The following is a 20,542-nucleotide window of genomic DNA, read 5'->3' on the forward strand; positions in this document are numbered from 1 at the left end:
TGGACAGGTTCACAGCGGTGAGATGCGGGGAGCGATGGACATCACGACGACTGCCGGTTCGGCCTCCGTCGACACCTCTCGTGGCACGTCGTTCGGCGCGACCGTCCGCGCGTATGTCGCGCTCACGAAGCCCCGCGTGCTCGAGCTGCTGCTGGTGACGACGGTGCCGGTCATGATCCTCGCGGCCGGCGGTCTTCCGAATCTCTGGCTCGTGCTCGCGACGGTCGTCGGAGGCGCGATGAGCGCCGGGTCCGCCGCCGCGTTCAACATGTACCTCGACCGCGACATCGACGCGCACATGAAGCGCACCGAGAACCGACCCATCGTGACGGGCGAGGTCTCGGCCCGCGGCGCGTTGATCTTCGCGTGGACGCTCGCGGTGGCATCCACGGTGTGGCTCGCCGTGACGACGAACTGGGTCGCGGCATCCCTCAGCGTCTTCGCCATCTTCTTCTACGTCGTGATCTACACGATGATCCTGAAGCGCCGCACGGAGCAGAACATCGTCTGGGGCGGCATCGCGGGTTGTTTCCCGGTCGTGATCGGATGGTCGGCCGTGACCGGCTCGCTCTCGTGGGCGGCGCTCATCCTGTTCGTTCTCGTCTTCCTCTGGACGCCGCCGCACTACTGGCCGCTGTCGATGAAGTACAAGAACGACTACGACGAGGTCGACGTGCCCATGCTGGGCGCAACCCGCAACGGGTCGCAGGTCGGCCTTCAGGTCATCCTCTACGCGTGGGCGACCGTCGCGTGCTCGCTGCTGCTCATCCCGGTGGCGCCGATGGGGCTCGTGTACACCGTCTCGGCGATCGTCTTCGGCGGGTGGTTCCTCTACGAGTCGCACCGTCTGTACAACCGCGCCGTCCGCGGCGAGCAGGCTCGCCCCATGCGCGTGTTCCACGCCTCGATCACCTACCTGACGCTGGTCTTCGTGGCCATCGCGGTCGACCCGCTGCTGCCCTTCTGAGGTCGCGCCCGCGCGGCTGGGCTCACTGGGCTCACTTGACAGGTGGGGTCCCTTCGGCGCGTGGGTAGGTGCGCGAGCTGCCATCTGGATCTGCAGGCCCGGGTTCGCTTGACAGGTGCCGCCCCCCTCAGCGCATGGGTGGGGGCGCGAGCTGCCAGGTGAACCCGGTCGGGGTCGACCCGAGTGCTGGCGCGTGCAGAACGGCCGCCCTCCTCACCCGGGAAGCCCGAGTGCCGCGGAGGACGGCCGTTCTGAGGGTGTGGCGGCGTGGGTCAGCGCTGCTGCGGGTCGTTGGACGGCGACTCCAGGGTCGAGGTCGTGGCCGGGTCGGGCGCCGTCGTGTCTGCGGCCGAAACCGCGGTCGTCTCGGTCGAGACCGCCGGCTCCGAGGCCGCGCGCTCCGAGACCACGGGCTCCGAGATGACATGCTCCGAGGCGGGCACAGCTGCATGCCGATCCTGCTCTCCGGCGGTGCGGCGCGGCTCCCGCGGGAAGACCGAGCTCAGCGCCGCGGTGGCGAGGGCCAGAGCCAGACCGACGACGCCGGCGCCGAGGAGGATGCCGCCGAACACGCCCCAGATCTGGCCGACGTAGACGTCGACACCCGTGGCGGTGTTGTCGAGAATGGTCGCCTCCATGTGGCTGAGCTTCTCGACCAGGACGTAGGTGCCACCGCCGATCGCGGCAACCGATCCGGCAACGAGGATCCAGAACGGGATGCTGCGGACAATGCGGGGGTGAACGCTCATGGTGCTCCTTCGTGTCGCGACCGCTGTCGGCGGCCTCGAACACTCTGGGGGATCGACCTCTGCGTGCCCCTTCCGAAGCCTATGAGGCTTCTGTGTGCGCGACCTCTCGTTCGGTCGCGGGCGCCACGCTCGACAGCGGAGCCTTCAGCGACATCACGACGGCGACCATCGCGGCTACGAGGGCCACGGCGAGCACCATGTGGATGTTCACGAGCGCGATCGGCAGGCCCGTGCGCGCCTGCCACAGGCCGACCGCGATCTGCAGCAGCTCGATGCCGAGCAAGAGGCCCGTCCAGCGCTGCAAGCCGGTCGTGCGGGGGAGCCGGATGGCGCCCGACACGAGGACGAGCGTCAGCACGAGGGTGATGTATGCGGGCCAGCTGTGAACGTGCTGCCAGAAGATCGGGTCGAGGCCGTTGCGGGCGGCGGCGTCGTCACCGGCGTGGGGCCCCGCTCCGGTGAGGAGGATGCCGACGACGACCGTCACGGTCACCGCGAGCGTCGTCACGTGCGTGGTGATGGCGTACGCCCGCGGCACGATCCGCGCGCGCGGGCCGGGCGTCGCATAGACGCGCACGAGGAACGCCGTCGCCAGCGCGACAAGCGCCGCCGAGATGAGGTAGTGGAGCCCGACGATGCTCGGGTGGAGGTGAAGCCAGACCGTAATGCCGCCGACGACCGCCTGCACGATGATCCCGAGGCCGACCAGGAAGCTCAGGATGGGCAGCTCGCGTCGCGTCGCGCGAAGGCGGACGACGGAGAGGAAAGCGAGCAGGGCGACGATGACGAGCACGCCGGTGAGGGTGCGGTTGCCGAACTCGATGAGACCGTGGATGCCCATCTCGGGCGTCGGGGTGAGCGATCCCTCCGTGCAGTACGGCCACGTCTCGCACCCCATGCCCGATCCGGTGAGCCGGACGAGGCCGCCGGTGCCGACGATGCCGATGTTCGTGATGACGAGAAGCCATCCCATGACGCGCGTCCATCGCGTGATGGCGGCGGGCATGATCGTCGCGACGAGTCCGGGGCGGGTTCGGACCAGTGACATCGGACTCCTCCGGGGGCGCTCGATTCGCGCCTCGTACGTTCCGGGCAGGCCCGCGGATGGGGGCGTTGCCTGTAGAATCGGGTGTGTTCGGGATGGCGGCGCGTGTGCACGTCGTCCCTCATAGTCTAGGCGCGGCATCCGCGTCCATCAGGCCCGCGAATCGGCATCCCCGTCCACGTGACTCCCGTCGGAGTCGGGAATGCCGGGACGGATGACACCGTTGCGGTGCGAAGAGGAGGAAAGTCATGTCGGATGTGCTGATCGACCGACCGGAACTCGAAGGCCTGGGGGTGTACGAGTTCGGCTGGCACGACACGGATGCCGCGGGCGCTGTCGCGCAACGCGGCATCAACGAGGACGTGGTCCGCGGGATCTCGGCCCTCAAGAACGAGCCGGAGTGGATGCTGAAGACGCGTCTGAAGGGCTATCAGCTGTTCGGCCGCAAGCCGATGCCCACGTGGGGTGCCGACCTCAGCGACATCGACTTCGACAACATCAAGTACTTCGTGCGCTCGACCGAGAAGCAGGCGCAGTCGTGGGAGGACCTCCCCGAGGAAATCCGCGAGACGTACGAGAAGCTCGGCATCCCCGAGGCCGAGCGGCAGCGTCTCGTCGCCGGCGTCGCCGCCCAGTACGAGTCCGAGGTCGTCTACCACCAGATCCGCGAGGACCTCGAGGCGCAGGGCGTCATCTTCATGGACACCGACACGGCCCTGCGGGAGCACCCGGAGTTCTTCGAGGAGTACTTCGGCACCGTCATCCCCGCAGGCGACAACAAGTTCGCTGCCCTGAACACCGCCGTGTGGTCGGGCGGCTCGTTCGTCTACGTCCCCAAGGGCGTCCACGTCGAGATCCCGCTGCAGGCCTACTTCCGGATCAACACCGAGAACATGGGGCAGTTCGAGCGGACGCTGATCATCGCCGATGAGGACAGCTACGTCCACTACATCGAGGGATGCACCGCGCCGATCTACAAGAGCGACTCGCTGCATTCGGCGGTCGTGGAGATCATCGTGAAGAAGAACGCCCGCGTTCGCTACACGACGATCCAGAACTGGTCGAACAACGTGTACAACCTCGTCACCAAGCGCGCCGTCGCCCACGAAGGCGCGACGATGGAGTGGGTCGACGGCAACATCGGCTCCAAGGTGACGATGAAGTACCCGTCGATCTACCTCATGGGCGAGCACGCGAAGGGCGAGACCCTGTCGGTCGCCTTCGCCGGTCCCGGTCAGCATCAGGACGCCGGCGCCAAGATGATCCACATGGCGCCCTACACCCAGTCGTCGATCGTCTCGAAGTCGATCGCGCGCGGCGGCGGCCGAGCCGGCTACCGCGGAGAGGTCCGGGTCGACGCGAACGCGCATCACTCGGCCAACACCGTGCGCTGCGACGCCCTGCTCGTCGACACCATCTCGCGGTCCGACACGTACCCCGCGATCGACATCCGCGTCGACGACGTCCAGCTCGGGCACGAGGCCACCGTGTCGAAGGTGTCCGAGGAGCAGCTGTTCTACCTCATGAGCCGCGGTATGCCCGAGGACGAGGCGATGGCCATGATCGTGCGCGGCTTCATCGAGCCGATCGCGCGCGAGCTCCCGATGGAGTACGCCCTCGAACTCAACAAGCTCATCGAGATGGGCATGGAAGGCAGCGTCGGCTGATATGACCAGCGTCACCCAGGCCCCCGCCACCGGCGAGAAGGGCCACATCGACCCTGCAGCGGCATTCGTGCCCGTCCAGACGCGTTCCGAGCGGCCGTCGTCGTACGACCCGGCCGATTTCGGCGCCCCGACGGGCCGCGAGGTCAATTGGAAGCACACCCCCATCGACCGGTTGGCCCCGCTGCTGGTCGACGAGGCCGGCCCGACCGGCGTCGTCTCGGTCGAGGTGAGCGCGCCCGCCGAGGTCGAGCAGGCCCGGCTCCGCGTCGGCGATGCGCCCCGCGGCGAGGTCTTCCGTCCCGAGGACCTGCCGAGCGCCATCGCGTGGTCGCAAGAGGCCGAGGCGCCGCTGCTGCGGATCCCCGCAGGCGTCGAGCTGAATGAGCCGGTCGTGGTCAGCCTCCGCGGCAACGGCGGCCTGGCCCACGCGCACGTCGTGATCGAAGCCATGCCGAACGCGCGGGGCACCGTCATCCTCCGCCACGAGGGGACCGCCGCCCACGCGCAGAACGTCGAGATCATCGCTCGCGACGGCTCGGCCCTCACGGTCGTGTCGCTGCAGCGCTGGGACGACGACGCTGTCCACGCCGCGGCGCACCAGGCCCGCGTCGACCGCGACGCCTCGCTCACCCACGTCGTGGTGAGCCTCGGCGGCGCGGTGGTCCGCGTGAACCCGTCGCTCGAACTCGCCGGCTCCGGGGCCGAGGGGCGGATGTACGGTCTGTCGTTCGCCGACTCCGGCCAGCACCTCGAGAGCCAGGTGTACCTCCACCACAAGGGCCCCCAGACCGTCGGCGACGTCCTGTACAAGGGTGCGCTGCAGGGCGAGAGTGCCCACAGCGTCTGGATCGGCGACGTGCTGATCGGCCCCGACGCCGTGGGCACCGACTCCTACGAGGCGAACCGCAACCTCGTCCTCACCGATGGCGCGCGTGCCGACTCGATCCCGAACCTCGAGATCGAGACCGGCGACATCCAGGGCGCGGGTCACGCGAGCGCGACCGGCCGGTTCGACGACCAGCAGCTGTTCTACCTGCAGGCGCGCGGCATCCCCGAGGCCGAGGCGCGCCGCCTGGTCGTGCTCGGATTCCTCGCCGAGATCGTCCAGAAGATGGGCGTGGACGAGCTTGCGGACGAGCTGCTGCAGGCGATCGAGGCCGAGCTCGCAGCCGGAGCCGGCGCGTGACCGCGCAGAAGGTCCTGAAGCTCAGCGAGCTGGAGCAGGACACGGCGGTGCGCGTCGTCATCGACAAGGTCCCCATGGCCGTCGTCCTCGACGCCAACGGCGAGGTGCACGCGATCGGCGACACCTGCACCCACGGCGACATCTCGCTCGCCGAGGGCTTCGTGGAGGGCGACACGCTGGAGTGCTGGGCGCACGGCTCGGCATTCTCGCTGCGCACCGGCCAGCCCCTGAATCTTCCGGCCTACGAGCCGGTCCCCGTTTACGAGGTCACGATCGACGGGGATGACATCCTCATCGACCCCGCCGTGACCCGCGATGTGAAGTGAAGTAAGGAACCCGACATGTCTGTTCTCGAGATCCGCGACCTGCACGTGACGGTCGAGACCGAGGCGGGGGCCACCCCGATCCTCAACGGTGTCACCCTCACGGTGCGCACGGGCGAGACCCACGCGATCATGGGGCCCAACGGCTCCGGAAAGTCGACGCTCGCCTACGCGATCGCCGGACATCCCAAGTACACCGTGACCGGCGGCTCGATCTCGCTCGACGGCGAGGATGTCCTCGAGATGTCCGTCGACGAGCGCGCTCGCGCGGGCCTCTTCCTCGCGATGCAGTACCCGGTCGAGGTGCCCGGCATCACGGTCACCAACTTCCTCCGCACGGCCAAGACGGCCGTCGCGGGCGAGGCTCCGGCGATCCGCTCGTGGACCAAGGATGTCAAGCAGGCGATGGCCAACCTGCGCATGGACCCGAAGTTCGCGCAGCGCAACGTCAACGAAGGGTTCTCGGGCGGCGAGAAGAAGCGCCACGAGATCCTCCAGCTCGAGCTGCTCAAGCCGAAGATCGCGGTGCTCGATGAGACCGACTCCGGCCTCGACGTCGACGCGCTCAAGATCGTCTCGGAAGGTGTGAACCGCGCGAAGGCCGACACCGACCTGGGCGTGCTGCTGATCACGCACTACACCCGCATCCTGCGCTACATCCAGCCGCAGTTCGTCCACGTCATGGTCAAGGGACGGATCGTCGAGGAGGGCGGCCCCGAGCTCGCCGACCGACTCGAGGAAGAGGGCTACGACCGCTTCCTCGACGCCGACACCCCCGTCGACGCGTAAGATCGTTACATGACCGCAACACTCGCGCCCGAGAAGTACGACGAGGTCACCGAGGCTCTCAAGGACGTCATGGATCCCGAGCTGGGGATCAATGTCGTCGACCTGGGCCTCATCTACGACCTCGCGTGGGACGACGAGAACGACGCTCTCATCATCCACATGACGCTGACCTCGGCGGGCTGCCCGCTGACGGACGTGCTGGAGGAGCAGACGGCTCAGGCTCTCGACAACGTCGTGGACCGTTTCCGCATCAACTGGGTGTGGATGCCGCCGTGGGGCCCCGAGCGCATCACGGACGATGGCCGCGACATGATGCGCGCCCTCGGTTTCGCGATCTGACGACTTCCGCAGACAAGCCCCCGTGGCCGCCGGACGGCGGAGACGGGGGCTTTCGTCATGCGGCGACACCTGCCGGCGGTGCGCCCGGACCCGCGACTAGGCTCGCCGAATGAGCATCCAGCCCCTCGACGCCCTCCCGCTCGAGACGCTGCGGCGACGGTCGAGCACGAAATGGCGATCGTACCCGCACGACGTCATCCCGATGTTCGTCGCGGAGACCGATTTCGCGCTCGCGGAGCCCATCACGCAGGCTCTGCGCGACGCGGTGGAGATGGGTGACACCGGTTATACGCCTCCGCAGCCCGGTATCGCGGAGGCGTTCGTCGGGTTCGCCCAGCGGCGATGGGGATGGACGGTCGACCCGAGCCGGGTCCGCTGGACCGGGGACGTCATGATGGGCGTCGTCGAGCTCCTGCGCGCCACGGTCTCGCCGGGCGATCGCGTCGTCGTCAACCCGCCGGTGTATCCGCCGTTCTTCGACACGGTGGCAGAGGCGGGCGCTATCGTCGAAGAGGTGCCCCTCGTCGACACCGGCACGGGCTGGGAGCTCGACCTCGACGGCATCGAGCGAGCCCTCGCCGGGGGCGCGCGGGCCGTTCTGCTCTGCAACCCGCACAACCCCACGGGAACCGTGCACTCGCTGGAATCGCTCCGTGCGCTCGCGACCCTCGCGCACCGGTACGGCGCCGTCGTGATCAGCGACGAGATCCACGGTCCCCTTGCGGCAGCCGACGTCGTCTTCACCCCGTTCCTCACGGCATCGCCGGAAGCCGCCGCCGTCGGCTTCGCGGTCACGAGCGCGTCGAAGGCCTACAACCTCGCTGGACTGAAATGCGCCGTGCTCGTGACGGCATCCGAGACGAACGCTGACGTCGTTCGGGGACTGCCCTGGGAGGTGGAGTGGCGCACGGGGCTCTTCGGCGCGCTCGCAGCGATCGCCGCCTTCTCGCCGGAATCCGATGCCTGGCTCGACGGCCTGCTCGCGCGCCTCGATGTCAACCGGCGGCTGTTGGGCGAGCTGCTGACCGAGCACCTTCCGCTGGCGCGCTTTCGCATCCCCGACGCGGGATTCCTCGCGTGGATCGACGTGTCGGCGTACGGCTGGGGCGATGATCCAGCCGACCCGATCCGAGAAGGTTCCCGTGTCGCCCTCCACCACGGCCCGTTCTTCGGTACGGAGGGCATCGGGCACGTGCGCCTGAACTTCGGCTGTGGGCCCGAGGTACTGCGAGACGCCGTCAGCCGTGTCGGTGCGTTCGCGCGTCAGACGGTGCTCACCCGCGGCTGAATCGGTGGCGCCGCACGCGCGTCGTCAGTTCTCGGAGCGCCCGAGACGCCAGTAGCCCATGAAGGCGACGGCTCGGCGGTCGACCCCGACGGTGCCGACCAGGTGGCGTCGCAGCGTCTTGATCGCGGATGCCTCTCCCGCGAGCCAGGCGTACAGCGGCGCGCGTTTCAGGGCGGCGCCGCCCTTCGCCGTACGCGGCACCTCCCACAGGATGTCGGCGTCGATGTCGATCTCCTCCACTTCGGCGCCGATGCCCGCGGGGGCGAGGCGCGCAGCGGTGTCTTCCACCGCCGGGATCAGATGCGCGTGACGTTCGCCGTCATCACTGCGCGCGGCGATGTGACGCTCGAACCCGGGGTGGTGGGGGAGGTAGTCGATATCAGCCACAGTGGGGACCTCGAGCACCACGGTGCCGCGAGCGTCGAGCGGCAACTGCTCCAGGATCGTCGCGATCGCAGGCGCTGCTGTCTCGTCGCCGGCGAGCAGGATCGCGTCGGTATCCGCCGGCGGAACGAAATCGATCCCGTAGCTCACTCCGACGTGCGTGGTCGTCGGCGCCAGGATGAGCACTTCGTCGCCGACGCGTGCGTTCGCGATCCATGCCGACGCCGGCCCGAGGACGTCGTGGGCGACCATGTCGATGTCGACTTCTTGCACGGTGGGGCGGACGGCGCGCGTCGTGTACGTCCGCATCACGGGGCGGGCGTCGGGGGAGAGGGCGCGCCACCCCTCGTACCAGTCGGGGCCCGTGGGCATCGTGTCGATCGACGCGGTGTCTGTGGGGAAGAGGATCTTCACCCGCTGGTCGAAGCCCGGATCACCGTACTCGGCCAGGTCTTCGCCGCGGAAGGTGAACCGGCGGAAGCTGGGGGTCAGGTCGGTGATCGCCGCGACGGATACGCGGAAGAAGTCGAGTGCGGGACGAGTCATGGTTTTCCAATCAGCTCTGCAGGCACGTGGTGACGGCCGATCGGCAGCACGAGCGGCCGCCCCGTGAGCGGGTCGGGGATGACGCGACTGTCGAGCCCGAAGACCGCGCGCACGGTCTCGGCCGTCAAGACCTCGGTGGGATCTCCGGCACCGTAGAGGCGTCCGCCGGCCATGGCGACGAGGTGGTCGGCGTACCGCGCCGCGAGGTTCAGGTCGTGCAGGACCATCACGATCGTCGTCCCGCGGCTGCGGTTGAGGTCGGTGAGAAGGTCCAGGACGTCGATCTGGTGGCTCACATCGAGGAACGTCGTGGGCTCGTCGAGCAGGAGCACATCGGTCTGCTGCGCCAGCGCCATCGCTATCCAGACGCGCTGACGCTGGCCGCCCGACAGCTCGTCGACGGAGCGATCGGCGATGGCGGCGGTGTCGGTGGCGTCGAGGGCCTGGGCCACTGCCTCGTCGTCCGTGCGCGTCCACCGCGCCAGGGGCCCGTGGTGCGGGGTTCGTCCGCGGCTCACGAGGTCGGAGACCGAGATGCCTTCCGGCGCGATCGGCGACTGCGGCAGCAGACCGAGATCGCGGGCCACCTGTTTCGTGGGCAGCCGGTGGATGTCTTTGCCGTCGAGCAGCACACTGCCGGTGCGGGGGGTGAGCAGGCGTGCCATCGACTTCAGCAGCGTCGACTTGCCGCACGCGTTGGCGCCGACGATCGCGGTGACGCGGCCCCCGGGTACGACGAGGTCGAGCTCGTCGACGATGATGCGGTCGCCGTAGCCGAGGCGCACGCCGCGTGCTTCGAGTGAGCGGTCCGCGGTCATAGGGAGCCTCCTGAGCGGCTGCTGCGGATGAGCAGGAAGATGAGATAGGGGGCGCCCAGCACCCCGGTGACGACTCCGACGGGCAGACGGATTCCGAGCAGGTACTGCGCCGTGAGATCGGCGACGAGGACGAGCAGCGACCCGAAGAGTCCGGCGGCCAAGACGGGGGAGCCGACGGGCCCGAGCATCCGTGCGGCGATCGGGCCGGAGAGGAATGCGACGAACGAGATCGGGCCGGCGGCGGCGGTCGCGAAGGCCAGGAGCGCAACCGCGGCGATGATCAGCAGGACGCGACGGCGTTCGACGGGAACGCCGAGTGCTGCCGCGGTGTCGTCGCCGAGTCGCATGAGTTCGAGATCGCGGGTCAGCCAGAGCAGGGCCGGGACGACCACGATCATCGTGAGGGCCAGGGGGATGGCCTGGTCCCAGGAGGCGCCGTTGAGGTTGCCCGTGATCCACCGCATCGCCGCCTGCAGGTCCCACTCGGCCGCGCGCGAGAGCACGTAGGACACGACGCTGTTGAAGATCGCCGCGACGCCGATTCCGATGAGGATGAAGCGAGCCCCGGCCCCGCCGTCCTTGAAAGCGAGCAGGTAGATCATCAGCGCCGTCACGAGGGCGGCGACGGTGGCGAGCAGGGAGATGCCGGTCTCGCTGAGCGAGAGGAAGACGATGCCGACGACGGCGGCCGCGCTCGCACCCGCGTTGACGCCGATGATGTCGGGGCTGGCGAGCGGATTGCGCAGCATCGTCTGGAACACCGCGCCGCCCATGCCGAAGCACAGGCCGGTGAGGAGAGCGACGGTGGCTCGGGGCAGTCGCAGCTCGCCGACGGTGAACGAAGCGCCGGGGACGGTCTGGCCGGTGATGACGCCCCACACCTCGGCGGGAGTGTAGAAGGTCTGACCGACCATGAGCGAGACCGCGTACATGACCACGACGGCCGTCAGCAGGGAGCCGAGCACGATGCGTCGGCGCCAGGCGCGGCGGGCGCGGCCGGAGACGACGATGTCGACCGTCGTGCGGTGAGCGGCGGCGGTCACAGCGCGCGCATCTTCTGTCGGCGGACGATCGCGATGAAGAAAGGAGCGCCGATGAGCGCGGTCACGATCCCGACCTCGACTTCCTGAGGCCGGGCGATCACACGGCCGACGACGTCGGCGACGATCAGAAGGCCCCCGCCGACGAGAGCTGAGACGGGCAGGAGCCACCGATGGTCCGGACCGACGAGCAGGCGGCAGATGTGGGGCACGATCAGCCCGACGAAGCCGATGGGGCCGGCGACGGCGGTCGCCGCGCCGCACAGGATGACGGCGCCGAGCGCGGCGATCAGACGTACCGTGCGCACACGCTCGCCCAGGCCCGCGGCGAGCTCGTCGCCGAGCGCGAGGGAGTTGAGTGCGGCACTGGCCGCGAGACAGATCACCATGCCGACGGCGAGGAAGGGGAGCACGAGCAGGATCTTCTCGACGGTGGCACCGCCGACGCCGCCGATCTGCCAGAACCGGAAGACACTCATGACGTCGATGCGGGGGAGGAGGATGGCGCTGATCAGGGAGCTGAAGGCGACTGCTGTGGCGGCTCCGGCGAGGGCGAGCTTGAGGGGGCTCGCGCCGCCCCGGCCCAGCGAGCCGATCGTGTAGACGAAGACCGCCGCGATCGCCGCGCCGAGCATCGCGAGCCAGATGTAGCCGAACGCGCCGGTGACGCCGAAGAACGCGAGCCCGATGACGACCGCGAGCGACGCACCGCCGTTGATGCCGAGAATCTGCGGGTCGGCGAGGGGGTTGCGCGTGACTCCCTGCATCACGGCGCCCGATACGGCGAGGGCGGCTCCGACGACGAGAGCGAGCACGGTGCGCGGAACACGCTTGGTGACCGCGGCCGCGGAGGTGCTCTCGATGCTTCCGCTGAGCCCGGCGACGATGTCGTCGAAAGTGACCGCTCGCGTTCCGAAGGTCACCGAGACGATGCCGGCCGCGAGGACGAGCAGAGCGAGAACGATGAGCCAGACGACCCGCCGCCGCCGGGAGCGGCGCCGCGGGGGCGCGCTCACGGCGGCGGGGGCCGTCGTCACGGTCGTAACGCTCACGGCATCCGACGAGGATCGACTGCGGTCACGAGGTCGCCTTCGCGGCCGCCGCGCCGATCATGTCGACGTACGTCGACGTCAGAGGGTCGGTGATCGAGAGGGGGCTGGGGTTGGCCGCCGCGGCGAGCGGGTCGTTCGCCGCGGGCAGCACGACCACGGCTCCCGAGGCGACGGCGGGGATCCGCGACAGCAGCGGATCGGCCTGCATGGCGGCCAGCGTGGAATCGTCGCCGTAGGTCACGAGCACCTGGAGGTCGGAGAACCGCTCGATCTCCTCCGTGCTGTTGGTGATCCAGAACTGGTCGGTGCCCTGGGACTGCTCCGTAACGGTCGCGGCCGGCGTGAGCCCCAGGTCTTCGAGGAAGAGGGGCCGCGGGTCGGCGGTCGAGTAGAAGCCGATCTGGCTGAGGTCGGTCGCGTCGAAGGAGCTGAAGAGCGTCGTCTTGCCGGCGATGTCGGGGTAGGCGCCCGTCAGCTCGTCCAGGTGCGCCGTGAGCTCGTCGACGAGCGCCTCCGCCTCGACCTTGAGGCCGAGCGCCGTACCGTTCATGACGGTGAGCTCCTGCCAGCTGGTGCCCCACGCGATGTCGGGGTACGCGACGACCGGCGCGATCTTGGTCAGGGTGTCGTAGTCGTCCTGCGTCAGACCCGAGTAGGCCGCGAGGATGACGTCGGGCTGCGTGTCCGCGACGGCTTCGAAGTCGATGCCCTCGGCCTCGTCGAAGAGCACGGGAGTCTCGCCGCCGAGCTCGTCGAGCTTGTCCTCCACCCAGGGGAGGATCCCGTCGCCGTCATCGTCGCCCCAGGTGACGGCGGGCATGCCGACCGGGACGACGCCCAGGGCGAGCGCGGCCTCCTGGTTTCCCCATGAGACGGTCGCAACGCGCGTCGGCTTGCTCTCGATCGTGGTCTGACCGAACGCGTGGTCGATCGTGACGGGGAAGGCGTCGGACGATGCGTCACCGGAGGCGGCGGGTGCCGAGTCGGGAGCGGCGGTCGAACCGCAGCCGGCGAGGAGCAGCGTGGCTGCGATCAGGGCTGCGGCGGCTGTGCGGATGCGGGGCACAGGGGCCTCCAAGAGGAGAGGTGAGTAAGGGCAGGCTTACTTTACGTCCGCCATGCCGATCCCGCCAATCCGCTGCAGTCGCCCTGAAGGTCAGGGGACCCGCGGAGCGGGAGCGCTGACACCGAGTAGGATGAGAGGCTGGCCGTTCGGCCGACCTCCCTGTTCCTGACGATTGGACGTTCGCTGTGCTCGCCGTGCACGACCTCGAAATCCGCGTGGGCGCGCGCACGCTGATGGCGGACGTGTCCTTCCGCGTCTCCGACGGCGACAAGATCGGACTCGTCGGGCGCAACGGCGCGGGCAAGACCACTCTCACCAAGGTGCTCGCCGGTGACCTCTTGCCGAGTGACGGCAAGGTCGAACGTTCGGGCGAGCTCGGCTACCTCCCGCAGGACCCCCGATCGGGTGACCCGGAGATGCTCGCACGCACGCGCATCCTCGACGCGCGCGGCCTCGGCACGATCGCGGTGGAGATGCAGAGCGCGTCGCTCGAGATGGGTTCCGAAGACGAAGCCGTGGCGGGAAAAGCCATGCGCCGTTACGGCAACCTCATGGAGCGTTTCGAGGCGCTCGGCGGCTATGCAGCCGAGGCCGAAGCGGCATCCATCGCCCACAATCTGTCGCTGCCGGATCGGATCCTCGACCAGCCGCTGAAGACCCTGTCCGGTGGGCAGCGGCGACGCATCGAACTCGCCCGGATCCTGTTCTCGGACGCGCAGACGATGATCCTCGACGAGCCCACGAACCACCTCGACGCAGACAGCGTGGTCTGGCTGCGCGAGTTCCTCAAGGGATACAAGGGCGGACTGATCGTCATCAGCCACGATGTCGAGCTGGTCGGCGAGACCGTCAACCGCGTCTTCTACCTCGACGCCATGCGCCAGGTCATCGACGTCTACAACATGAACTGGAAGAACTACCTGCGCCAGCGGGTGGCCGATGAGGAGCGCCGCAAGAAGGAGCGCGCGAACGCCGAGAAGAAGGCCACCGCGCTGCAGCAGCAGGCCGCCCGATTCGGTGCGAAGGCGAGCAAGGCCGCCGCGGCGCACCAGATGGTGGCACGCGCGGAGAAGCTGCTCTCCGGTCTCGATGAGGTGCGCCAGGAGGACCGCGTCGCAAAGCTGCGCTTCCCCAAGCCCGCCCCGTGCGGCAAGACGCCGCTGATGGCGTCGGGGCTGTCCAAGTCCTACGGGTCGCTCGAGATCTTCACCGACGTCGATCTCGCGATCGACCGCGGCTCGAAGGTGGTCGTGCTGGGGCTGAACGGTGCCGGCAAGACGACGCTGCTGCGCATCCTCGCGGGCGTCGATCAGCCCGATACCGGAGTGCTGGAGCCGGGGCATGGGCTTCGTATCGGCTACTACGCGCAGGAGCACGAGAACCTCGATGTGGCGCGGTCCGTGCTGCAGAACATGATGTCCGCGGCGCCGGACATCACCGAGACCGAGGCGCGCAAGGTGCTCGGGTCGTTCCTGTTCACCGGAGACGACGTGCTCAAGCCCGCGGGTGTGCTCTCCGGCGGAGAGAAGACAAGGCTCTCGCTCGCGACCCTCGTCGTCTCGTCGGCGAACATGCTGTTGCTGGACGAGCCGACGAACAACCTCGACCCCGCCTCACGCGACGAGATCCTCGGTGCGCTCGCGCACTACGAGGGCGCTGTCGTGCTGGTGTCGCATGACGAGGGCGCGGTGGAGGCCCTCAACCCCGAGCGAGTGCTGATCCTGCCCGACGGCGTCGAGGACATCTGGGGACGCGACTACCTCGAGCTCATCACCCTGGCCTGACCGGGCCTGAGCCGACCGAACCGCGCGATCAGCTGCGCGACGAGTCGAGGATCGCGTCCTCGTCCTCCATGTCGCGGTCGCGCTTGGTGTCGCGACGGCGACGCAGGCTGGGCGGGACGACCGACGACTCGTGCGGACCGGATGCCGTGACGGCAGGCGCCGGTGATTCCTCGGAGACCGGGGCGGCCAGCGCGGCGGCGGCTGCGGCATCCTCTTCGTCTTCACGCCGATGACGGCGCTCGGTGCGGATCATGTACCAGATGAAGACGAAGCCCATGATCGCGAACAGGATCCACTGGATCGCATACGACAGGTGCGGTCCCGGATCCTCGGACGGGCTCGGCATGGCTCCGAGGCTGTCGGCGGGGGCGGGGTCCTCGGAGACGAGGAGCCCGTACGCCGACGTCACGACATCGCCGGCGAGGCCCGCTTCTCCGGCGACGAGGTCGACGTTGATCGTCGGGACCTGGCCGTCGGGCGCCGAGCGCCCCGAGGTGGGGGCGGCTTCGGCGGGCTTCAGCCGGGCCACCACCGTCACCGTGCCCGAGGGCGGTGCGGCTATCGCGGCCGGCACGGGGCTGTCGGACGCCGGTGGAACCCAGCCGCGATCGACGACGAAGATGCGACCGTCCGTCGTCTCGAACGGCACGAGGACCTCGAAGGCCGATGTGCCCCCGTGCGGGCGGTTGCGAACGAGCACCTGATCGTCGGCGCGGTACTGGCCGATCAGCTCCACGGGGTGCCACTCGTCCGCCGGGTCGAGCTCCGCGCCTGACGGCAGGATGTCGGACAGCGGCGCGGGGTCGGCGTCGTAGTTCCGCTCGACGAGCTCGAGCTGAGCGCTGCGCTCTTCGTTGCGCGTGAACTGCCAGTTCGACAGGTAGGCGCAGGCGATCGCGAAAGCCACGGCGACGGCGACATAGCCCGTCCAGCGCACAGCGGTCTTGCCTCTCACGACCCACCTGCTTCGCTGTTGTCGACGACGAGACGCTCCACGCTCACGGGGAAGTCGCGTGCGGCGACGAACTCTCTCAGGTACGCGACGTGGTCGTCGCAGGCCACCCAGATCTTCCGCCGGTCGGCGGTATGGATGCGGGGATTGCGCCAGATGACCCGCCACCGTGCCGACGCGCGGCATCCGGCGCGGGAGCACTCGATGTCGTTCACTCCGGCCGCGACTCCCGGATCTCGATCACGGTCGGCTTCGCGGGTTCCTGCGGCTTGCTCGGCGACTCCTCCGGGCGCTCGGGCAGCGCCGCGAGGGGTGAGACGGCCGCGGGTTCGCGCACGTCGTCGCCGACGTTCGCGATGACCACTGCGAAGTAGGGGAGGAAGATCGCACCGACCGCGAGGGCGGCCGTGTGCCAGCCGTAGGGGGCGATGACGACCATGAGGACGAAGCACACCACGCGCACCGCCATCATGATGAAGTACTTCGTCATGCGACGGTTCGAGTCGTCGCGCGGGGCTCGCGGGAGCGAGGTCGCCGACGGTGTGGCGGTCTGATGCTTCACGGTGCATCAAGGATACGCCCGCGGTGAGTGGTGCGGCCGGGCTCAGAAGCTCGACGAGTAACTGGTGTAGCTGTCCTGCTCGATGGCCCAGCCGATGAACGACGCGACGATGATGATGCCGACGATCGCGAGAGCGAGGCCCGCATAGCCGACGATGAGGCCGGCCAGCGCCATTCCTCGCCCGTTCTCGTTGGTCCGCTTGATCTGCGACAGCGAGATGTGGCCCATGATCACACCGGCGACCGACCCGATGACCGGGAGCAGCCAGATGAAGCCCACGATCGAGGCGATCATCGACACGATCGCGAGCGTGTTCGTCTTCTGCGGCTGGTAACCGCCGTGGCCGTACGCCGGGGGCGGATACCCCGCCGGCTGGTACGCCTGCTGCTGGGGCGGGGTGGCGTACGGCGGCGCCGGGGGCGGGACCGGCGCGCCGGAGGCGGGCTGTCCGGGCGCGGGGTACGGCTGCTGCGGCTGGGGCTGGTCGCTCACATCTGCTCCTCGTCGACGTCGGGCCGCCAGCTTATCGGTCGTCAGCCTCGCGTACGCTCCCGCTAGGCTTGCGGGGTTCCCGCCGCAGACACAGGAGAGTCGCATGTCCACGTCCCGAGTCGTTCTCGTCACCGGAGGAAACCGCGGCATCGGCCGCGCGATCGCGGAGCGTTTCATCGCCGACGGTCACCGCGTCGCTGTGACGGCACGGTCGGGCGAAGGCCCCGAGGGTGCGCTGACGGTTCGTGCCGACGTGACGGATGCGGCATCCATCGACGCAGCGTTCACCCAGGTCGAGAGTGAACTCGGTCCCGTGGAGGTCGTGGTCGCGAACGCCGGGATCACGAAGGACACGCTTCTGCTGCGTATGACGGAGGACGACTTCGACTCCGTCGTCGCGACGAACCTCGGTGGCGCCTTCCGTGTCGTCAAGCGCGCCTCGAAGGGCATGCTGCGGGCGAAGTGGGGCCGCGTCATCCTCATCTCGAGCGTCGTCGGGCTGTTCGGTTCGGCGGGGCAGATCAACTACTCCTCGTCGAAGGCCGCGCTCGTCGGCTTCGCCCGTTCGCTCACCCGAGAGCTCGGGGCGCGCGGCATCACCGCGAACGTCGTCGCGCCGGGGTTCATCGAGACCGACATGACGGCGGCTCTTCCCGAGGAGACGCAGGCCGAGTACAAGCGCAGCATTCCGGCGGGTCGTTACGGCTCGTCTGCCGAGGTGGCCGGGGCTGTGGCCTGGCTCGCCTCGGATGACGCGGCGTACATCTCCGGTGCTGTCATCCCGGTCGACGGCGGCCTCGGAATGGGGCACTGACGCGCCGTCGAGCGTCACATGAGCGCGGCGACGATCTCGCGCCCGAGGCGGTCGGGCTGCGAGAACTGCGGCCAGTGACCTGAACCGAGCTCGACGACCGTGACGTCGTCGAGAGCGTCGAACTCCGCGAGGAAGGGCGGCCACGCCGTCAGCATCTCGCGGACTCCCGGTTCGTCGGCCGAGCCCGACAGGACAGTCACCGAGATGCCGTGTCGGCGGGCGTCGCGCAGCTCGACGGCGTCGGTCGGCACCGCCGCCGGAACCGGGTGCGTGCGAGCCGCCCACCGGGCACGCGTGCCGTCGTCGAGGTCGGCGACATCCGGCTCGTCGAAGAACTCCCAACCGGGGAACGGCACGACGCCGTCGACGACCGGGAACGCCGAGATCTCGGCACCGGGCGCGGGCGGAAGAGTGTCGACGAGGACGACCCGCGCGATGCGATCGGGGCGCCGGTCAGCGGCCGCCCACGCGACGTTCCCGCCACCGCTGTGCCCCACGAGAGCGAGCTGGCCGGGGAGGTCGTCGATACGGGCGACCACCGCGTCGACCCAGTCGCGGAGCGTCGACGAGGGCGCTCCGGCGGTGTCGCCGACACCGGGCATCGTGAGGGCGTGCGGGTGGTGTCCGGCATCGTGGAGGGCGGGGACGACATCGTCCCAGGACGAGGAGTCGAGCCAGAGGCCTGGGATGAGGATCACGTGCATGACCCGACCGTAGCGCTCGGCCCGGACACGCGACAGCCTCGTCTCAGGGGAGGAGCGGGATGATCTCTCGCAGGTCGACCGGGCCGACCACGACGTCCGCCTGGCGGCGCACCGCGGGCTTGGCGTTGAACGCGACGCCGAGGCCGGCAGCCGCCATCATCCGCAGGTCGTTCGCCCCGTCGCCGATGGCGATCGTCCGGGTGAGAGGAACCTCGTGACCATCCGCCCATTCGCGCAGGGACGCTGCTTTGGCCTCCGCGTCGACGATGGCGCCCGCGACCGTGCCGTCCAGCGTTGCGCCGTCGGTGCCGAGCCGATTGGCGCGCCACAGGTCGACCCCCAGCCCGGGAGCGATGTGATCGAGCACCTCGTGGAAGCCCCCGGAGACGACAGCGGCAGCGCCGCCGCGCTCGTGGATGGCGGCGATGAGCTCAGCCGCGCCCGGCGTCGGCTCGACGCGCGACCGCACCCGGTCGAAGGCCGTGAGCGGCACTCCCGCGAGCTGTGCGACGCGTGAGCGCAGGCTCGACGCGAAGTCGACTTCCCCGCGCATCGCCGCCTCCGTCGCGGCGGCGACCTCCGCGCCGCGTCCTGCTTCGTCGGCGATGAGCTCGATGACCTCGTTGCGCAGGAGGGTCGAGTCGGCATCGAAGACGACGAGGAAACGCGCGTGGGGCATGACCACCACGCTAGCGGGAACGCGCGTCAGCGCTCGACGCGCGCGTTCTTGCCGACGACGGTGATGCCGGTGTCGGTCACCGTGAAACCGCGGGCGAGGTCGCGCTCACGGTCGACGCCCACCGTGGCACCGTCTTCGAGCACGACGTTCTTGTCGAGGATCGCCCGGTGCACACGCGCCCCCGCGCCGACGCTGACGTAGTCGAACAGCACCGAGTCGGTGATGGTCGCGCCGCCCCCGGAGAGTGTCCACGGGCCGACGACGCTGCGCTCGAGATGGGTCCCCGACAGCACGGAGCCGAGCGAGACGATCGAGTCGATCGCATTGCCCATGCGTCCCACGCTGTCGCGGACGAACTTCGCCGGCGGCGAGTTGACGGCTTGGGAGTGGATCTGCCAGTCGGTGTTGTACAGGTTGAAGATCGGCAGCGTCGAGATGAGGTCCATGTGGGCGTCGAAGAACGACTCGATGGTGCCGACGTCGCGCCAGTAGTTGCGATCCCGCGGCGTCGAGCCGGGCACGTCGTTCCGCTTGAAGTCGTAGACGGCCGCCTCGCCTCGGTTCACGAAGTAGGGGATGATGTCGCCGCCCATGTCGTGGTTCGACGTCGGCAGCTCGCCGTCGGCCTCGACCGCCTCGATGAGGGCATCGGTGTCGAAGATGTAGTTGCCCATCGAGGCCAGCACCTCGTGCGGCGAGTCGGGCAGCCCGGCGGGGCTCTGCGGCTTCTCGAGGAACTCCCGGATGCGGGTCTCGTCAGCGGGGTCGACGTCGATGACCCCGAACTGGTTGGCGAGCCCGATGGGCTGGCGGATGCCGGCGACTGTCGCGCGGGCGCCGGAGGCGATGTGCGCGTCGAGCATCTGACGGAAGTCCATGCGGTACACGTGGTCGGCGCCGATCACGACGACGATGTCGGGCTTCTCATCGTTGATGAGGTTCAGGGACTGGAGGATCGCGTCGGCCGAGCCGGAGAACCACCGCTTTCCCAGACGCTGCTGTGCGGGAACGGAAGCCACATAGGAGTCCAGCAGGGCCGACATGCGCCACGTCTGCGACACGTGGCGGTCGAGGCTGTGCGACTTGTACTGGGTCAGCACGACGACCTGGCGCAGGCCCGAGTTGATCAGGTTCGAGATCGCGAAATCGATCAGGCGGTACTGGCCGCCGAACGGGACGGCGGGCTTGGCGCGGTCTGCCGTCAACGGCATCAGGCGCTTTCCCTCGCCGCCGGCGAGAACGATTCCGAAGACCTTGGGCGCTGCTGGCATGGCACCACACTAGGCCCGCCGAACG

23 protein-coding genes are annotated in these 20,542 nt (G+C 69.1%); 9 read left to right on the top strand and 14 right to left on the bottom strand.

Annotated features, from left to right (window positions below; all coding sequences use genetic code 11):
• The first annotated feature begins 34 nt into the window (after positions 1 to 34).
• Positions 35 to 967 carry a heme o synthase gene (locus tag DO944_RS01640; protein WP_112615075.1) on the top strand — a complete coding sequence of 311 codons (933 nt, stop codon included), beginning with the start codon at positions 35 to 37 and terminating at the stop codon, positions 965 to 967.
• Positions 968 to 1,239: 272 nt separating this feature from the next.
• Here DO944_RS01640 and DO944_RS01645 read toward each other — a convergent pair whose 3' ends face one another.
• Together DO944_RS01645 and DO944_RS01650 are read right to left on the bottom strand one after the other, a co-directional pair.
• A complete protein-coding gene (locus DO944_RS01645) occupies positions 1,240 to 1,716 on the bottom strand; it encodes a dinucleotide-utilizing enzyme (RefSeq protein WP_112614042.1) in 477 nt (158 codons plus the stop codon).
• Between the two features lie 79 nt (positions 1,717 to 1,795).
• Positions 1,796 to 2,764, bottom strand: a complete 969-nt coding sequence (locus tag DO944_RS01650; RefSeq protein WP_112614044.1) for a heme A synthase — start codon at positions 2,762 to 2,764, stop codon at positions 1,796 to 1,798.
• A 245-nt stretch (positions 2,765 to 3,009) separates the two neighbouring features.
• Here DO944_RS01650 and sufB point away from each other — a divergent pair, with 245 nt between their 5' ends.
• The 6 genes from sufB to DO944_RS01680 all read left to right on the top strand — a co-directional run bounded on the left by sufB (position 3,010) and on the right by DO944_RS01680 (position 8,353).
• Positions 3,010 to 4,428, top strand: coding sequence for a Fe-S cluster assembly protein SufB (gene sufB, locus DO944_RS01655; RefSeq protein ID WP_023951442.1), 1,419 nt, complete (start codon positions 3,010 to 3,012; stop codon positions 4,426 to 4,428).
• 1 nt (position 4,429) lies between these two features.
• Entirely contained in the window at positions 4,430 to 5,614 is a 1,185-nt protein-coding gene (gene sufD, locus DO944_RS01660; protein WP_112614046.1) for a Fe-S cluster assembly protein SufD, read from the top strand.
• Positions 5,611 to 5,940, top strand: a complete 330-nt coding sequence (locus DO944_RS01665) for a non-heme iron oxygenase ferredoxin subunit (RefSeq protein WP_112614048.1) — start codon at positions 5,611 to 5,613, stop codon at positions 5,938 to 5,940. Before sufD ends, DO944_RS01665 begins: the two co-directional genes overlap by 4 nt.
• A 15-nt stretch (positions 5,941 to 5,955) precedes the next feature.
• Positions 5,956 to 6,726, top strand: a complete 771-nt coding sequence (gene sufC / locus DO944_RS01670; RefSeq protein ID WP_112614050.1) for a Fe-S cluster assembly ATPase SufC — start codon at positions 5,956 to 5,958, stop codon at positions 6,724 to 6,726.
• Between the two features lie 9 nt (positions 6,727 to 6,735).
• Entirely contained in the window at positions 6,736 to 7,065 is a 330-nt protein-coding gene (locus DO944_RS01675) for a metal-sulfur cluster assembly factor (RefSeq protein ID WP_023951434.1), read from the top strand.
• A 109-nt stretch (positions 7,066 to 7,174) separates the two neighbouring features.
• Positions 7,175 to 8,353, top strand: coding sequence for a MalY/PatB family protein (locus DO944_RS01680; RefSeq protein ID WP_112614052.1), 1,179 nt, complete (start codon positions 7,175 to 7,177; stop codon positions 8,351 to 8,353).
• Positions 8,354 to 8,377: 24 nt separating this feature from the next.
• On the opposite strand, the gene DO944_RS01685 is transcribed toward DO944_RS01680, so the two are convergent.
• From DO944_RS01685 to DO944_RS01705, 5 genes are read right to left on the bottom strand one after another with little or no spacing between them, the layout of a single operon-like run.
• Positions 8,378 to 9,283 carry a siderophore-interacting protein gene (locus tag DO944_RS01685; protein ID WP_112614054.1) on the bottom strand — a complete coding sequence of 302 codons (906 nt, stop codon included), beginning with the start codon at positions 9,281 to 9,283 and terminating at the stop codon, positions 8,378 to 8,380.
• Entirely contained in the window at positions 9,280 to 10,101 is an 822-nt protein-coding gene (locus DO944_RS01690) for an ABC transporter ATP-binding protein (protein ID WP_112614056.1), read from the bottom strand. The genes DO944_RS01685 and DO944_RS01690 overlap by 4 nt, the downstream gene beginning before the upstream one ends.
• The gene (locus DO944_RS01695; protein ID WP_112614058.1) at positions 10,098 to 11,144 is read right to left on the bottom strand and encodes an iron chelate uptake ABC transporter family permease subunit; all 1,047 of its coding nucleotides are present in this window, start codon (positions 11,142 to 11,144) and stop codon (positions 10,098 to 10,100) included. The genes DO944_RS01690 and DO944_RS01695 overlap by 4 nt, the downstream gene beginning before the upstream one ends.
• Entirely contained in the window at positions 11,141 to 12,178 is a 1,038-nt protein-coding gene (locus DO944_RS01700; protein WP_181574117.1) for an iron ABC transporter permease, read from the bottom strand. Before DO944_RS01700 ends, DO944_RS01695 begins: the two co-directional genes overlap by 4 nt.
• A 40-nt stretch (positions 12,179 to 12,218) precedes the next feature.
• Positions 12,219 to 13,259, bottom strand: a complete 1,041-nt coding sequence (locus DO944_RS01705) for an iron-siderophore ABC transporter substrate-binding protein (RefSeq protein WP_112614062.1) — start codon at positions 13,257 to 13,259, stop codon at positions 12,219 to 12,221.
• Positions 13,260 to 13,444: 185 nt separating this feature from the next.
• Here DO944_RS01705 and abc-f point away from each other — a divergent pair, with 185 nt between their 5' ends.
• Complete coding sequence (gene abc-f, locus DO944_RS01710) at positions 13,445 to 15,043, top strand: ribosomal protection-like ABC-F family protein (protein WP_112614064.1); 1,599 nt, start codon at positions 13,445 to 13,447, stop codon at positions 15,041 to 15,043.
• Between the two features lie 28 nt (positions 15,044 to 15,071).
• On the opposite strand, the gene DO944_RS01715 is transcribed toward abc-f, so the two are convergent.
• The 4 genes from DO944_RS01715 to DO944_RS01730 are packed head-to-tail and all read right to left on the bottom strand — an operon-like array spanning position 15,072 to position 17,049.
• Positions 15,072 to 15,998: an SURF1 family protein gene (locus DO944_RS01715; protein WP_112614066.1), complete on the bottom strand. Its 927-nt coding sequence runs from the start codon at positions 15,996 to 15,998 to the stop codon at positions 15,072 to 15,074.
• Positions 15,995 to 16,210, bottom strand: a complete 216-nt coding sequence (locus DO944_RS01720) for a hypothetical protein (protein WP_112614068.1) — start codon at positions 16,208 to 16,210, stop codon at positions 15,995 to 15,997. Before DO944_RS01720 ends, DO944_RS01715 begins: the two co-directional genes overlap by 4 nt.
• Positions 16,207 to 16,557: a DUF3099 domain-containing protein gene (locus tag DO944_RS01725; protein WP_112614070.1), complete on the bottom strand. Its 351-nt coding sequence runs from the start codon at positions 16,555 to 16,557 to the stop codon at positions 16,207 to 16,209. Before DO944_RS01725 ends, DO944_RS01720 begins: the two co-directional genes overlap by 4 nt.
• Before the next feature lie 42 nt (positions 16,558 to 16,599).
• On the bottom strand, positions 16,600 to 17,049 hold the full coding sequence (locus tag DO944_RS01730) for a DUF4190 domain-containing protein (protein WP_240309659.1): 450 nt from the start codon (positions 17,047 to 17,049) through the stop codon (positions 16,600 to 16,602).
• Positions 17,050 to 17,152: 103 nt separating this feature from the next.
• On the opposite strand from DO944_RS01730, the gene DO944_RS01735 reads away from it, so the two are divergent.
• Entirely contained in the window at positions 17,153 to 17,863 is a 711-nt protein-coding gene (locus DO944_RS01735) for a beta-ketoacyl-ACP reductase (RefSeq protein ID WP_064956815.1), read from the top strand.
• 14 nt (positions 17,864 to 17,877) lie between these two features.
• On the opposite strand, the gene DO944_RS01740 is transcribed toward DO944_RS01735, so the two are convergent.
• From DO944_RS01740 to glgC, 3 genes are read right to left on the bottom strand one after another with little or no spacing between them, the layout of a single operon-like run.
• Positions 17,878 to 18,567 (bottom strand): alpha/beta fold hydrolase, encoded by a 690-nt coding sequence (locus DO944_RS01740; protein WP_112614074.1) that lies wholly within the window; start codon positions 18,565 to 18,567, stop codon positions 17,878 to 17,880.
• A 43-nt stretch (positions 18,568 to 18,610) separates the two neighbouring features.
• The gene (gene serB / locus DO944_RS01745; protein WP_112615077.1) at positions 18,611 to 19,246 is read right to left on the bottom strand and encodes a phosphoserine phosphatase SerB; all 636 of its coding nucleotides are present in this window, start codon (positions 19,244 to 19,246) and stop codon (positions 18,611 to 18,613) included.
• A 26-nt stretch (positions 19,247 to 19,272) separates the two neighbouring features.
• A complete protein-coding gene (gene glgC, locus DO944_RS01750) occupies positions 19,273 to 20,517 on the bottom strand; it encodes a glucose-1-phosphate adenylyltransferase (protein ID WP_112614076.1) in 1,245 nt (414 codons plus the stop codon).
• Positions 20,518 to 20,542: the final 25 nt, after the last annotated feature.

The organism is Microbacterium sp. SMR1 (genome assembly GCF_003289625.1).
GTDB classification, from domain to species: Bacteria; Actinomycetota; Actinomycetes; order Actinomycetales; family Microbacteriaceae; genus Microbacterium; species Microbacterium plantarum.